General features: G+C 32.7%; 14 protein-coding genes and 1 other RNA gene. 10 read left to right on the top strand and 5 right to left on the bottom strand.

Going from position 1 to position 14860, the window contains the following annotated elements; all coding sequences use genetic code 11:
* The first annotated feature begins 34 nt into the window (after positions 1 to 34).
* From HT586_RS06975 to HT586_RS06965, 3 genes are read left to right on the top strand one after another with little or no spacing between them, the layout of a single operon-like run.
* Positions 35 to 712: a DnaD domain protein gene (locus tag HT586_RS06975; protein WP_096076467.1), complete on the top strand. Its 678-nt coding sequence runs from the start codon at positions 35 to 37 to the stop codon at positions 710 to 712.
* Positions 702 to 1355, top strand: coding sequence for an endonuclease III (nth, locus tag HT586_RS06970; protein WP_188017352.1), 654 nt, complete (start codon positions 702 to 704; stop codon positions 1353 to 1355). Before HT586_RS06975 ends, nth begins: the two co-directional genes overlap by 11 nt.
* The gene (locus tag HT586_RS06965; RefSeq protein ID WP_096076469.1) at positions 1352 to 1669 is read left to right on the top strand and encodes a YpoC family protein; all 318 of its coding nucleotides are present in this window, start codon (positions 1352 to 1354) and stop codon (positions 1667 to 1669) included. The genes nth and HT586_RS06965 overlap by 4 nt, the downstream gene beginning before the upstream one ends.
* Positions 1670 to 1690: 21 nt before the next feature.
* Here HT586_RS06965 and HT586_RS06960 read toward each other — a convergent pair whose 3' ends face one another.
* On the bottom strand, positions 1691 to 4150 hold the full coding sequence (locus HT586_RS06960) for a transglycosylase domain-containing protein (RefSeq protein ID WP_238999202.1): 2460 nt from the start codon (positions 4148 to 4150) through the stop codon (positions 1691 to 1693).
* Between the two features lie 25 nt (positions 4151 to 4175).
* Positions 4176 to 4778 carry a Holliday junction resolvase RecU gene (gene recU / locus HT586_RS06955; RefSeq protein ID WP_096076470.1) on the bottom strand — a complete coding sequence of 201 codons (603 nt, stop codon included), beginning with the start codon at positions 4776 to 4778 and terminating at the stop codon, positions 4176 to 4178.
* A 76-nt stretch (positions 4779 to 4854) separates the two neighbouring features.
* Between recU and HT586_RS06950 the strand changes: the two genes are divergently transcribed.
* The 6 genes from HT586_RS06950 (at position 4855) to HT586_RS06925 (ending at position 8902) form a co-directional block, all read left to right on the top strand.
* On the top strand, positions 4855 to 5193 hold the full coding sequence (locus tag HT586_RS06950) for a DUF1798 family protein (RefSeq protein ID WP_096076471.1): 339 nt from the start codon (positions 4855 to 4857) through the stop codon (positions 5191 to 5193).
* Positions 5194 to 5203: 10 nt separating this feature from the next.
* Positions 5204 to 5755 (top strand): SLOG family protein, encoded by a 552-nt coding sequence (locus HT586_RS06945; RefSeq protein ID WP_203545472.1) that lies wholly within the window; start codon positions 5204 to 5206, stop codon positions 5753 to 5755.
* Between the two features lie 10 nt (positions 5756 to 5765).
* Positions 5766 to 6080, top strand: a complete 315-nt coding sequence (gpsB, locus tag HT586_RS06940; protein ID WP_099578161.1) for a cell division regulator GpsB — start codon at positions 5766 to 5768, stop codon at positions 6078 to 6080.
* A gap of 52 nt (positions 6081 to 6132) precedes the next feature.
* Positions 6133 to 6499, top strand: an RNA gene (rnpB, locus tag HT586_RS06935) — RNase P RNA component class B.
* Between the two features lie 130 nt (positions 6500 to 6629).
* Positions 6630 to 7748, top strand: a complete 1119-nt coding sequence (locus tag HT586_RS06930) for a THUMP domain-containing class I SAM-dependent RNA methyltransferase (protein WP_111744955.1) — start codon at positions 6630 to 6632, stop codon at positions 7746 to 7748.
* A 143-nt stretch (positions 7749 to 7891) separates the two neighbouring features.
* Entirely contained in the window at positions 7892 to 8902 is a 1011-nt protein-coding gene (locus tag HT586_RS06925; protein ID WP_238999201.1) for an MsnO8 family LLM class oxidoreductase, read from the top strand.
* Positions 8903 to 8943: 41 nt separating this feature from the next.
* Here the strand turns inward: HT586_RS06925 and HT586_RS06920 are convergent, their stop codons facing one another.
* The 3 genes from HT586_RS06920 to HT586_RS06910 form a co-directional block, all read right to left on the bottom strand.
* The gene (locus HT586_RS06920; RefSeq protein WP_203546557.1) at positions 8944 to 10599 is read right to left on the bottom strand and encodes a b(o/a)3-type cytochrome-c oxidase subunit 1; all 1656 of its coding nucleotides are present in this window, start codon (positions 10597 to 10599) and stop codon (positions 8944 to 8946) included.
* A gap of 68 nt (positions 10600 to 10667) precedes the next feature.
* Positions 10668 to 11147 carry a cupredoxin domain-containing protein gene (locus HT586_RS06915; protein ID WP_198337217.1) on the bottom strand — a complete coding sequence of 160 codons (480 nt, stop codon included), beginning with the start codon at positions 11145 to 11147 and terminating at the stop codon, positions 10668 to 10670.
* Positions 11148 to 11159: 12 nt separating this feature from the next.
* A complete protein-coding gene (locus HT586_RS06910; protein WP_096076475.1) occupies positions 11160 to 11327 on the bottom strand; it encodes a cytochrome c oxidase subunit 2A in 168 nt (55 codons plus the stop codon).
* 135 nt (positions 11328 to 11462) lie between these two features.
* Between HT586_RS06910 and HT586_RS06905 the strand changes: the two genes are divergently transcribed.
* Positions 11463 to 14858 carry a dynamin family protein gene (locus HT586_RS06905; RefSeq protein WP_203545471.1) on the top strand — a complete coding sequence of 1132 codons (3396 nt, stop codon included), beginning with the start codon at positions 11463 to 11465 and terminating at the stop codon, positions 14856 to 14858.
* Positions 14859 to 14860 lie beyond the last annotated feature (2 nt).

Here is a 14860-nt window from a genome sequence, read left to right as displayed (position 1 = left end):
TCTGTACGATTTTTCTATCACCAAGGGGGAAACAATGAGTATATTTAAACAAGATGTCATCATTCCTCGTGTTCTTTTTGACCAATATCATCAACTTGGGATGAGTGAAACAGAACTCATCATGATCATGAAAATTATAGAATTATCAAATGAAAGTAGTTTACCATCGTTTGAAACGATAAGCAATGCGATGAGTGTTGACAAGTCACAAGTGATGTTGATATTACAGAACCTAATCAGCAAGGATTTTATAAAAATTGATGTAAAAAAATATGATGATGTGTCATTTGAAGAACGTTACGATTTAACACCATTAGAATCGCAATTATTAAGATTACAAGAAGAACAAGAAAAAATTAACGATGTCAATGTACGACAAACGAGCTTTAAAGAAATATTTGAACGCTTTGAAGCAACATTTGCACGTCCTTTAACACCAATAGAAATCGAAACGATTTCTCATTGGATAGATACAGATCAGCATTCTGCGCCACTTATTATTACAGCTTTAAACGAAGCAAGCAGTCATAATAAACTGAGTATTAAATACATCGATCGAATATTACTTAACTGGAAAAAACGTAATGTTAAGACGATTGATGAATCAAAAATAGTAAGTAATGAATATAAGCCGTCAAAAATGCTATCAAAAACTGTACCAGATATTCCTGTTTTTGATTGGGTGAATGGAGAGAATCCATATGATAAGTAAGAAGAAAACGTTAGAAATGTTAGATGTCATTGATGAAATGTTTCCTGATGCTGAATGTGAACTCGTTCATGACAATCCATTTGAGTTAACAATCGCTGTATTATTATCGGCACAATGTACAGATGTTCTGGTCAATAAAGTGACAAGAACGTTATTTCAAAAATACAAAACACCAGAAAATTATATAAATGTTCCGATTGAGGAGTTGATGGATGATATTCGCTCAATTGGTTTATATAAGAATAAAGCAAAAAATATTCAGGCATTATGCCGTATTTTGATTGATAAATATAACGGGGAAGTTCCGCAAACACAAGCTGAGCTGGTTGCTTTACCTGGAGTTGGTCAAAAGACTGCAAATGTAGTAGTATCTGTAGCATTTGGAATTCCTGCGCTTGCTGTCGATACGCATGTAGAACGTGTATCTAAGAGACTAGGTATATGTAAATGGAAAGATAATGTAAAGCAGGTTGAAGCAACATTATGTAATAAAATTCCTAGAGAACGATGGAACAAGACGCATCATCAATTAATTTTCTTTGGCCGATATCATTGTACAGCCCGCAATCCGAAATGTCTTGAATGTCCATTGTTAAAGGATTGCAGGGAAGGTAAGAAGCGTCATAAGGTGGTTGTATCATGAAAGAGAGAATGAGTGAACTGGAAGAAAAAATTAATCAACATAGTAAAAATAGAACATTGAATAGTATTGATGCAATAAAATTACTTGATGAATATTATGAAGGATTACTGTATTCAATGAGAGCATTAAATGATTTAGAACCAAATGCTGAACTTAAAGCTGATAGTATTCAAATAGGACCTTTAAATTTTATTGAACGTATAAAATATATTGAACAGCGTAAACATCATTTTATGGGTTATCAGCAGATGAAGACAATGTTTGTGGAGATCAATAAGTTAATTGCGATAAAAAACATAAAAAAGAAGCGATAACATCATTGTTTCGCTTCTTTTTTATTGTCCTAAACTTTGTGCAGCTCTTTCATTAGCTGCTTTTAAATCTGCAGCAGCTTTATCACTCGCTGCTTTTAAGTCTGCTGCTGCTTTATCACTCGCTGCTTTCAAGTCAGCGGCAGCTTTTTGATCAGCAGATTGGGTAGATGGAACAGTTTCAGCTGTTCTTCTTTCCATTGTAGTAGGTATATTTTCTGTTACAACCTCATTGGTGTTGTTTTTATTCTTGTCTTTTGAATTAGAAGTTTTTTTTTCAGAGTTGCTTGATGATTGGTTGTTGATTTGATTCTTTGCATCCTGTTCTGCCTGTTCTCCTTCTTCTAATGCTCTCTTAGCAGCTTCAGCAGCACGTTCATTATTATTACGTGCTGCCTCAGTTTGCTCATTTAAAGAACCTGTTGGAAAAGTTGTAGTTGAATTTGACTTTGTAGTAGATGAATTATCATTTTTTCCTGTTAAAACATCATTATTATCTTGTTGACCTTTTACTTTAACATCTGTACCAACTTTTTCAACTGAATCAGGCATTGCAAAATCCTGACCATCTATTGGACTGATTTCATTCATTACTTGTTTAAATAAAGATTTTGGTAATGCTTGCTCCTCTGGACCAACGAATGAATTAGCGCCACCTTCAGCAAGTTTAGTGAATCCCATCCAAACAGACATAGTATATCGTGGTGAATACCCTACAATCCAGACATCTTTTGCAGCATTGTCAGGTAAATTGTATTTTTCATACGTTTCATTGCCATACGTACCTGTTCCTGTTTTAGCTGCAAGTGTAAGTCCAGGAATACTAGAGCCATATGCAGTACCTAACGGTTCAAAAGAACCTTTTAGCATGTCAGTTACGATATATGCTGTATAATCTTCCATCGCTTTTTCAGAAACAGTATCAAACTTAATTGTTTCATCATCTTGCGTCACAACTTTTCGAATAGCATGCGCTTTGTTGTATGTACCACCATTACCAAAGGTAGAGAATGCACTTGCCATTTGAGTAGGAGAAAACTCAGAAGATGATCCACCTAAAGCTTCAGCAGGACCTAAGTCTTTTGACTTATATTCTAATCCAACATTTTTGGCAAATTCATAAGATGCATCATTACCAGCTTCTTTTTTTACTTCCTGGAAGATTTTTAATGCCGGTATATTTAAACTACGACGGATAGCATCACGCATTGTTACAACTCCGTGGTTTTGCGTATCGTAGTTTTTAAATTTGATACCATTGATATCATACTCTGATTCATCCTGTATTTTATGATTAGTTGCCCATTGTTCATTTTCAACAATTGGTCCATAACTTAAGAATGGTTTGATTGTAGAACCGACAGGATGTACATCTGTAGCTAAGTTTCTATCAACAACGTCTGTAAAATTACGTCCACCACTTATCGCTACAAGTGCACCTGTTTGTGTATCTACGATTGTTGATGCTGCTTGTTGATATTTATTTTTATAGATATTCATGTTATCAACATTGTTTTGCAGTGAAATCTGTGCATTATTGTCCATGTTCGTATAAATTTTTAGACCACTTGTTAGCACATCACTTAATGATTTACCTTGAAACTCTTTGTTACTTTTTAATTCCTGTTTAATCACATTTACATATGATGCATATTTTGGATCATTTTCTTCAATATTTTGACGTTGTGCAGCTGTTCTGGACACTAAATTTTTAGACAGGTCTTCAGCTTGCGCCTGTTCCATTTCAGCTTTAGAGATACGTTTATGACGATTCATTAAATATAAAACAGTATCTTTACGCTTTTCTGCAGCTTCTGGATGATCATATAGATTATAAGTATTTGGAACTTGTGGAAGTCCAGCTAAATAAGCAGACTCTGCAAGTGATAATTGATCTAAATCTTTATTAAAATAATACCTGGCTGCTGTTTTAACACCATAGATACCATCAGAATAATAAATTTTATTCATATACATTTCAAATATCTGATTTTTGTCATATTCTTGTTCTAATCGATAAGATAGATAAGCTTCCTGTGCTTTACGTTCTATAGATTTTTGATCTGTTAAGAAAGATCGTTTAACAACTTGTTGCGTTAAAGTCGAAGCACCTTGAGATCCAAATCCACCAGTAAAATTCTTAAATACTGCGCCGGTTAATCGTTTAAAGTCTAATGCACCATGTTCATAGAAACGATTGTCTTCAGTAGCAAGTACTGCATCTCGCATCGTATCAGGAATATCTGCAAACTTAACTTTTTCACGTTTTTGTCCCATATATAATATGGTTACTAAATTATTATCTTTATCATAAATTTTTGTCGGTAATTGATCACGTAATGCCGACTCGTTAAATTTTGGAGCATTGTATGCATAATATAGAAACAGTAGCATACCAGCAACGATCATCGTTGTAAATAATGCAACAAGCACTCCTACAACTTGTAAGATCGTTTTCTTTAAACTTTTTTTCTTTTTCACCATTCTTAAATCCTCTCTCTCATTAAACTTAAACAGAATATAGTGATTGTATTGCTTTCAAATAATCAATTCTAGGACGATAAGTATATGGTATAAATATACCATCTTTTTTAATTTCCTTTAACTGAATAGATTTCTTTTCGTCGTCATTGTATCTTTGCCAATAATAAAAAAATTTTTCGAACGGTAATAAATATACTTCTTCAAGACTCGAAAAGCAAATTAAAATAAAGACGATACCGCCATGTCGATACACTTGATGCATATGTGAGACTTGGTGCTGATGGATATTGATCAGTGGAAAACTCGTTTTATTTTGGGTAACTTTAGCTTCAAAATCAATATACTTTCCATTATAAATACCATTATAGTCTGTAGTTGATGCACGTCTGAAATAAGCCTCTTTGATAACAGCTCTCGAACGTTTTGGATAATCTACTTTTACGATTTGAATCGGTGTTGGTTTCTTATGTATAATTGCAAGATCATTTTGGAGATAATATCGATTGCTGTTGTCGATTTCATCTTCAAATTTCATCCCACGTTTTCCATATTCAATTTTACTATTATTTATAGTATTTGTAACTAAGTCTAAAGACTTAGAAGGCTTACCATTTGGATAATTGACCATTTTATTCATCCTAATTGTGATGTCTTAATTTTTCATATACAATGAGTTTAACACAACTTGTGAAAGGAGTAGTTAAATGTTACATAATTGTATTATAAGTTTAACTGAAAATATGCATCAGATTGATCAGTACTTTCATAGAGCGAAAAATGGTGAACTGTTTAACTTTGTTATTGATGTACAGCCATTCACTGAACAAGTAGATGTAAATTTAAATCAATTAAATAACTATAATGATGAAATATTATCTTTACCGCTGATGAATGAAAAGAAATTATCATTACTGATACTATATATCCGAGAGTTATCTGTCGATTGTTTTTTTGATAAGACGAGTAAAAAAATATTTATCGATAAATTCAAAGCAGTCAATCATGATCTTCAATATATAAAAAGAGTATTAGAAAAAGATTAAGGATATTGAAATGAATACTTTATATATAACTGGATATAAGCCATATGAGATTGGTATTTTTAAAAATAATCAGCCTGAAGTACGATATATAAAACTCTTCTTACAAGATAAAATTAAATCATATATTGAAGATGGTCTTGAATGGGTAATTATCCAGGGGAATTTAGGGACAGAATTATGGGCAGCTGAAGTAGTTATTCGTTTAAAAAAACAATATGATATAAAACTGGGAATTATTACGCCATTTCTAAAACACACAGAAAAATGGAATGAAGAAAATCAGCTTTATTATCAGCAGATTATCAGTAAAGCAGATTATATGAATAGTGTATTTCAGGATTCTTATAAAGGTGGATATATGTTTAGTCAGGCGAATCAGTTCATTTTGGGTAATACTGAAGGTACTTTATTGTTTTATGACGAAGAGCATGAAGCAAGTCCTAAATTCTTCAAAAGAACGCTCATTGATTTTATGGCAGAAAATCAATATACTATGGATAGTATCAGTTTTTTCGACTTATCTGAATTTATAGATGAATATATGAGAGAACAAGAAAATTAGAGGTGTTATTATGTCAGAAATGAATTTAAAATTATCGGCAAAAGATATTTATGAAAAAGAATTTGAAAGAACGATGGTTCGTGGATTTAAACCGGAAGATGTTGATAGTTTTCTTGATGAAGTGATTGAAGATTACCAGAAGATGGCTGACATGAACAATCAATTATTAAAGCTTTCAGATGAAAATTCAAAATTAAAACGTGAAATTGAAAACTTACGTATGCGTGTTGCAACTGGTAGAAGTGACCATCAACAACAAACCCCGAATAACTACGATCTATTAAAACGTATTTCTAATCTTGAAAAAGCAGTGTTTGGTAAATAATAGTCATCGCAATTCGATGCATTTGATGCTATAATTTAATAATGTTAAAAGATATCTCGGATAATCGCTATACATTGTATAGAGGAAAGTCCATGCTCACACATGCCTGAGATGGCTGTAGTGATCGTGCCTGGTGAAACAATAAGCCAGGGCATTAATTTGACGGCAGTGAATAGACCTAAGTCTCTGATATGGTCTGAGTAACTTGAAAGTGCCACAGTGACGTAGCTTTTCTAGAAATAGAAAAGGTGGAACGCGGTAAACCCCTCGAGTGAGCAATCCAAATTTGGTAGGAGCACTTTTCTAGCGGAAATGAACGTATAGAAGAGGTATGAAAATACAGACAGATGATTATCACCGGCGTACGAGAGTATCTAGGCTCATTTGCAGTACTAAGGAACAGAACATGGCTTACAGAGATATCTTTCTAGATGTCCTCCATTGATATGGGGGACTTTTTTTATTTATTGAACGTATGGAACATGTTACAATGAAATTAATAAACATTATATTCTACTATAAAAGTATTATGTAAACTTGGAGGAAATTATGTATCAATTACTAGCCACAACACCTATGGGGATGGAAGCTGTTGCAGCAAAAGAAGTTCAGGCCCTGGGATATGAAACAACAACAGAGAATGGACGTGTATTATATCACGGTGATGCACGCGCAATCGTTAAATCAAATCTTTGGCTACGCAGCGCAGATCGCGTTAAACTTGTTGTCGGTCGTTTCTATGCTACAACTTTCGAACAATTGTTTGATCAAACAAAAGATATACCTTGGGAAAATTTTATCAGTGAAAATGGAAGTTTTCCAGTACAGGGAAGAAGTTTGAAATCAAAGTTATTCAGTGTACCTGACTGCCAGGCAATTGTTAAGAAAGCAATTGTTGAACGTCTAAAAAAAGCACACAACCAGCAAGGATGGTTACGTGAAGATGGCGCATTATATAAAGTTGAAGTTGCAATTCTTAAAGATGAAGTATTACTTACAATCGATACATCAGGAGCCGGATTACATAAGCGTGGATACCGTCTCGCACAAGGTGAAGCACCAATGAAAGAAACGTTAGCAGCTGCACTTGTATTGTTATCTAACTGGAAAGGAGAAACACCATTGATTGATCCTTTCTGTGGTTCAGGAACAATTGCAATTGAAGCAGCAATGATAGCTCAAAATATTGCACCAGGATTTAACAGAGATTTTGTGAGTGAAAACTGGGATATCATTCCTGAAGGTATGTACGATGAAGAACGTGTTAAGGCAGAAGAAGTTGCTGAATATGATAAAGAAATATCGATTACAGCAAGTGATATTGATCCGAACATGGTTGAAATTGCTCATAATAATGCGATTGAAGTAGGCTTTGGAGATATAATTGAATTTAAACAAATGAATGTTCATGACCTTACATTAAACAGTGAAAAGGGTGCAATTGTCGGTAATCCGCCGTATGGTGAACGTATCGGTGAGAGAGCAGAAGTGGAAGCAATGTATAAGTATTTAGGAGAACTAATTGAAAAAAATCCAAAATGGTCACTATATATTTTGACAAGTTTGAAGACATTTGAAGTATTGGTAGGCAAAAAAGCGACTAAACGCCGAAAATTATTTAATGGATATATTGAATGTACGTATTATCAATACTGGGGCGAGAGATAGAAGAGGCTGTCGACCTTTAATTTTGAAGGAAATGTTGAAGTTTGACAATGTGCTTAATTATAAATGTAACCACACAAAGCATAATTATATGTTTTGTGTGGTTTTTTGTTTATGATATATATCAAAAAGAAGGTGAAAATATTGTGAAATTAAGTATTTTAGATCAAGTACCCATGTCGCGTGGAGAAACTCCAATGGATGCATTGTCACATACGATAGAACTTGTTCAATTTGCGGAAAAAATAAATTATAATCGTTATTTTGTTGCTGAACATCATAATACGACAGGATTAATTAGCAATTCACCAGAAATTCTTATGACAAGATTATTATCAGTAACGTCATCCATTAATATTGGTTCTGCGGGTATTCTTTTACCTCAATATAGCCCCTACAAGGTTGCGGAAAATGCAAACTTATTAGAAGCGTTGTTTCCTGGTCGTGTGACGATTGGCTTAGGAAATTCTCCAGGTGGAAGTGAAATCACGAGAAAAGCCTTGACAGATGGTAACGCCAGTAAGGTAAGAGCATACGATAGAATGCTAGAAGAGTTTTTAGGTTTCATGCGTAACACTTTGTCTTTAGAGCATCAATATCGAGGTGTTAAAGCCGGTCCGAGAATTGAAAAGCACCCAGAAATCTTTACGTTAGGGCTGACTGATAATGGTGCTAAAAGAGCAGCAAAATTAGGGATTGGTTTTGTATTCGGAAATTTTATCAGTGATAAATATCGAGACAGTGCAATAAAAATTTATCAGCAAGGATTTATTCCTAATGAATTTATGAAACGTCCATATACGATATTTTGTTCATTTATCATAGTTGTAAAAGATAATACTGAAAGAGAGATGCAAAGACGTATATTAGATCATTGGTTATTAAATGTTACAAAAGGAAGGGATACTGTTATCCCTTCAATTGAACAGGTTAATAAAAATGATTATAGTGAACAGGATTTACGTATCATTGAGAAGAACAGAGGACGTTATTTTATTGGAACAAAAGAAGATGTTAAGTATGAGATTAAAAATTTGTATGAAACGTATCGATTTGATGAACTGATGGTAATCAATAATACATTTGATTTTGCATTAAAAAAAGAAAGTTTTAAAGTAATTAAAGAAATAACAGATGAAATTAATAGCGAGGAATAATGAAAATAAAAAAACATCAAGCGAGCGCTTGATGTTTTATTTTACCAAAGTTTTCCTTCGCCCATTCCTTTAGCACCAGGAGGTGGATCCATGAACATTTGTCCAATAGGCACCGTGTAAGCTACTAAAATTAATGCGATGGTAACGATGATTAAGAATTTCCAGTTTTCTACGAATTTATAAGCAGGTGCTGCTTCATCCATTGCTACTGATACTGGGAATGCTTCATATCCTTTAGGAGCAAAGAATGCTAACTGAATGAATACGATAACTACTAAGATAATAGAGATAAATAAAATTGTACCTCCAACTGCTTGCATTACTTGGTAAGGAATCCATTCAGCTGCAATTTTTGATCCACCATATTCAGAGTAAGTAGAACGACGTGGCGCACCAAATAATCCGATATAGTGCATTGCACCAGACATGATTGACATACCAATTGCCCACATAACCCCTTGAATAATTGCTAATCTATTGATTGCTTTTGTCATTACACGACCTGTAGCATGTGGAATTAACCAGTACATTGTACCAAAGAACGTTAAGATAACTGCTGTTGCTACTGTTAAATGGAAGTGACCTGTAATCCAGATAGTATTATGTACTACTTGGTTCATTTGAGCTGAGGCGTTAACTAAACCGCCTGCACCACCAGGTATAAATGCTGCCATTCCGATGAATGGTAATACGAAACGTGCATCATTCCATGGTAAAGTTTTAATCCATCCAAATAATCCTTTAGAACCAACTTTACGTCCATATGCTTCAAATGTTGCAAATAAACTAAATGCAGTCATTAATGATGGAATTACAACCATAAATGTTAATACAACTTGAACATATTTCCAAGTAACATCAATACCAGGTTCAGTTAACTGATGGTGGATACCTACTGGAATTGAGAAGAATAAGAATAACATAAAACTCATTCGTGCTAAATTATCACTGAAAGCTTTAGCACCGATAATTTTTGGAACGACTGCATACCATGACATATATGCTGGTAATAACCAGAAATAAACTAATGCATGTCCAAAGTACCAGAATAATGTACGACTAAGTGAAACGTCGATACGTTCAACTAATCCTAATGACCAAGGAATCATTTGTAATAATACTGTTGCTGCAACACCGATAGAACATACAATCCACATAACATTGTTAATAACAGCCATGTAAGAAAGTAACGGTGATTTTTGACCTTTGTGCTCTTTTCTCCATTGTGCATAGCGCATGATTTGTCCTGCTGCAGAAATCCAGGAACCTACAACGACTAATGCCATACCTACATAGAAGATAACATGTGCTTTAAGTGGCGCATAGAATGTATATAATACAGTTGCTTTATTAAGTAATACCATTGTAGCTGCCATTGCAGTACCTAGTAACATTATCCAGAAACCTAACCAAACTAATTTTCTTTGTAAAGGAGATAACTTACCACAAGTTCTAATGATTGCAGCAGTCTGGAATCCCATAATAAAGAAAGTTGTTAAAACTAAAGCTAAAATAATACCGTGAACTGTTAAAATTTGATAATATCCGATACCAGCTGGTAATTTTAATTGTCCTGAACGTACTAATGTTTGTAGAAGACCAGCCAATCCTCCGATAATTAAACACACAATTGCTACATACATATGTGCCATAATTAATTTACCATCTTTACGGTCCATTTCTACACGTTCTGCCATTTCTTCAGCGTGATGGTTTCTATAAGTAGAGCGATCGTCAAATGCGCCGCTGTCTAATTTGAATGCGTTCATTTCTTATCTACCACCTTAATATTTGACTTCATGTCTGCATGACCAGTACCACAATATTCGTTACATAATAATAAGTATTCACCTTTTTTATCGAATGTTTTAACGAATGTTGAGATGTGTCCTGGCTCAATCATCATGTTAACGTTTGTTTGAGCAATTTCAAAACCGTGAACTACATCGCGACTTGTTGCGATAATTTTTACTTTTGCATCCTTTGGAATTTCAACTTCACCTGGGTTATAGTTAAATGCGGAAACTACGAATACTAATTCGTAATCCCAATCTTTACCTTCAACTTTATGTAATCCCGGTTTGCTGAATACTTCATCTTTATCAATCAATTCTGGGTCAATAAATTCTCGACCACTGGCAATTGGCTCATGACCGCTATGTATTGCAGAAACAAAAATAATACCTAAAAATAAAACAAGTGATCCCATACCTAATCCAAGCCAAATTTTCTCTAACTTATGCAAAATATTCCCCTCCTATACACGTTCCAAAAATAATATAAAAATTGCAAACCATGTTACTACAAACACAGCGCCTAAAAATAATACTGACGCCATTGTGCCTCTTAAATCTAAATCGTGATGAACTTCTTCATTGACCTGAATCGGATCATGTGATTGATTTAAATTTTTATCCTCTGCCATAATGAACACCCTTTCTTAATAGCTTTTCTTTCTTTATAATAATAGAGTACAAAGTTTATTAATGTGATAAATATCACACTTTTTTTTATTTTCGTTAAAAATTTCACAAATAAATATATATGAATGAGGTATGTTATGAAACATCATGAACAAATCAAGCAATTATATCAATTGAAAAAGGAAGTAGAGAAGTCAAACAATGTGATTTTAATTGAACAAATTAATGAAATTATTAAGAAAATGCATCAGGAACAAGTCGTTATTAGCTTTATCGGTCACTTTTCTTCTGGGAAATCATCTTTAATAAACCATATATTTAATGAGCATATTTTGCCGAGTTCACCAGTTCCTACTACTAGTAATACGGCTCAGATTATTATTAGTGATAAGGAAAATGTACGTATCAATCTTGATAATCATACATATAGTGATTTAAATCATTATGAAGATATAAAAAGAGTGAATACATTTAACCATAATATTGAATCTGTTGAGATTTATAAATCATCGCAACTTTTTGATATTGGTACCGTTATACAAGATACACCTGGCATTGATGCGACATTTAAAAACCATGAAGCAAGTACAATGAAATTTTTACTTATTAGTGATGTTGTTTTTTATACGGTTGAGTATAATCATGTTAATTCTGAAAAAAACTTTGATCAGATTAGAGCATTAAATCAATTAAATGTCCCGGTCGTGTTGATAATAAACCAGATTGATAAACATCAGGAAGAAGAATTATCATTTGAGGATTTTAAAACAGCTATATATGATAATATTGAACGTTGGCAACTAAAAATAGATCATATTTTATATACAACTATTTATGACGATCCTAATAATGAGATAGCTAAAGTTATTCCTTTAATGACGCGCTATGCACACAATGCAGAAACTAACAAAGATCGTTATTTTGAACGCATGATTGAATATATTGAATCGGCACAAATACATTATCTGAATGAAATTAAAACGAATCTACTTTCACTAATGAAAGTAGAAGAAGATGAAATAGATACTGCCTACCAGAAAGCAAGTGCTAATGTAGTAATGAATGCTGAACAGGCGATATTAACTGACGCAAATAACGCACAGTTATTGTTAAATGGTGTGAAAGATATTATTAAAAATGCTTATTTAATGCCATTTGAAATGCGCGAGAAAAATCGTGAGATGCTCGAAACATTTGCAGATAACTATAAAGTACCAGGACTATTTGGTAAAAAAGCAAAATTGCTAGCGATTCAGGATGAAAAAGTGGAAACAGTTGTTGTATCACTGAATGCACTGATTGAGAAACAAATTACATTTCAGCTTAAAGAATATTATGGTCAATTCTCAAAATACTTAAGTAATCCAAATATAATAAATGAACTTGTTTTTAAAATTTCACAAGATGATGTTAAGCAGTTAATTAAGCAACAAACATCTATCACAAATGATTATGTATTAATCTATTCAGAGGAATTAAAATTATTCATCGAACGCAAGATTGTTAACCAGCAAAAGAAATGGCATGATCAGTTCATAAAAAATATAAATATGTCTATTTTAAATACAGATAATGAGAATAGTGAAGAAACTGTGAAGTTTGATCAATATTTTGAGAATGAATCATTTTTAAAGTCAATCACTACTAAAAACTATTTACACTATTATATTCATGTTGATGAATCAGTGGATAAATTAATTGATAGAAAATATGTGACATTTGAAATGCGTGATGAAAAACCTACAGAAATTTCAAAAATTAATAAAATAGAGACCATTGAAAATGAGGATTTAAATTTAAGTAAATCAATACTTCAACATTTGTCTGATGTTACGTACTTCAAGACAGATATAGAGAAAATAAATGCACAAATTGAACGATTGAATAAAAATATAACTAAAATTGTTGTATTTGGGGCATTTAGTGCGGGTAAAAGTGCGATGATTAATGCGCTTTTGAAAGAAGAAATATTGATTTCTTCTCCGAATCCAACGACGGCTTCAATTACTGAGATTCAACATGGAGATAAGAATTATGTCACATTTAAGTTAGAAAAAGACATATTAAAATCTTTAAATGACATGATGTTAACGTCAACAATTGAAGTATCAACAATTAGTCAGTGGATTAAACGATTTAAAGGAAAACTTAATCAGTTAAATGCACAGAACAGAAATTTTGCAGAAGCGATTATTCAAAATTATGATTTATATGCACAGTATTTAGATAACCACACAACAATTGAAGTGAACGATGATGAAATAAAACAGTATACTGCTGTTGATGCACACGCAGTTTTTGTACAGAAGATAACCCTCGGCATCCAAAATGATTTTCTAAAAGATAAGATTATTATTGATTCACCAGGAACAGGTAGTACGAATAGCCGACATACAAAAGAAACAACTGAAATAATTGCTGATAGCGATTTGTTAATTTATGTTTCATATTACAATCACGTCTATACTGAAAAAGACAGAGCATTTCTATCTTATTTAAATGAAGTAGAAATCATAAACGAAGATAGTCAGAATTTCTTTGTTATTAATGCAGTAGATTTAGCAAAAGATGAACAGGAATTGAATTCAGTTGTCGATTATTTAACGCGTGAATTACAAACTTTAAAAATTGATGATCCAATTTATCCAGTTTCAAGTCGGAATGCATTAAAAGTTTATGACGAGAAATTTACTACCTTTAAAACTGCAATTGAAAAATTTGTAAATACAACAAGTAAACAACAGAAAATCAAGCAAATTAATCATCAGACTTCTGTTCTATACGAAAAAGCAAAAGTACTTGTAAGTAATTTTGATCAGTACGAAAATCAAATACAAATTAGAAATCAACGTTATTCGGAGTGGTTAACCTCTGGTCCAATCGATTTAACTGTAAAAGATAATGTAATACGTTCAGTAAAAGATATTTTGACAGAACAAACAACTTACCTTAAAGACAAGATGAAAATACAGCTGTATGACGTCCTAAAAGAAGAAATCAATACCTCTTCTGATTTGTCTATAGTACATCAAAGTTATTTACATGCTGTTCAGCAAAAGTTAAATGAAGACTTATATTTGATTATGCCGAGATTAAATAAGGGAGTACAGTTGAACTTCAATCAGGCAAGTCAAGTATTATCGAAGCAATTAGAACAACAAGAGATTTATGAAGATTTACAATATAAAGATCAATTACTAAATCCTAATGACGTAAGTATTAGTAAGCTAACTGATGAAATTCATATAATAAACTTAGGAAATATTAAGCAGAAGCAGTTGATGCATCAGACACTGAAAACTGAACTGTATGATGAAATACACGAGAAAACGATGCAAACTTTAATTAATGTAATTGAAATGTATGAAAATGAAATCTTGAAGCTTATTGACGACAATGCAATAAAATTGTCTAATTATATTGAAGAAAAAAATAAAATGATGCATCAAACAATGCGCGAAAAAATGCAGCAAAAAATTGACAATACTTTAAAAGAAGAAGTTTCAGAAGCGATTCAAAAAATAGAGGTGTAGTC

This window comes from Macrococcoides bohemicum, assembly GCF_016865215.1.
GTDB lineage: Bacteria > Bacillota > Bacilli > Staphylococcales > Staphylococcaceae > Macrococcoides > Macrococcoides bohemicum.
This window is presented reverse-complemented; position numbering and strand designations above follow the sequence as displayed.

Bases quoted from the DNA above. Each gene is read 5' to 3' on its own strand.
- HT586_RS06910 (WP_096076475.1), bottom strand. From the start codon at position 11,327: ATGGCAGAGGATAAAAATTTAAATCAATCACATGATCCGATTCAGGTC.
- gpsB (WP_099578161.1), top strand. From the start codon at position 5,766: ATGTCAGAAATGAATTTAAAATTATCGGCAAAAGATATTTATGAAAAA.
- HT586_RS06905 (WP_203545471.1), top strand. From the start codon at position 11,463: ATGAAACATCATGAACAAATCAAGCAATTATATCAATTGAAAAAGGAA.
- HT586_RS06930 (WP_111744955.1), top strand. From the start codon at position 6,630: ATGTATCAATTACTAGCCACAACACCTATGGGGATGGAAGCTGTTGCA.
- recU (WP_096076470.1), bottom strand. From the start codon at position 4,778: ATGGTCAATTATCCAAATGGTAAGCCTTCTAAGTCTTTAGACTTAGTT.
- HT586_RS06975 (WP_096076467.1), top strand. From the start codon at position 35: ATGAGTATATTTAAACAAGATGTCATCATTCCTCGTGTTCTTTTTGAC.
- HT586_RS06920 (WP_203546557.1), bottom strand. From the start codon at position 10,599: ATGGCAGAACGTGTAGAAATGGACCGTAAAGATGGTAAATTAATTATG.
- HT586_RS06945 (WP_203545472.1), top strand. From the start codon at position 5,204: ATGAATACTTTATATATAACTGGATATAAGCCATATGAGATTGGTATT.
- HT586_RS06960 (WP_238999202.1), bottom strand. From the start codon at position 4,150: ATGGTGAAAAAGAAAAAAAGTTTAAAGAAAACGATCTTACAAGTTGTA.
- HT586_RS06950 (WP_096076471.1), top strand. From the start codon at position 4,855: ATGTTACATAATTGTATTATAAGTTTAACTGAAAATATGCATCAGATT.
- nth (WP_188017352.1), top strand. From the start codon at position 702: ATGATAAGTAAGAAGAAAACGTTAGAAATGTTAGATGTCATTGATGAA.
- HT586_RS06965 (WP_096076469.1), top strand. From the start codon at position 1,352: ATGAAAGAGAGAATGAGTGAACTGGAAGAAAAAATTAATCAACATAGT.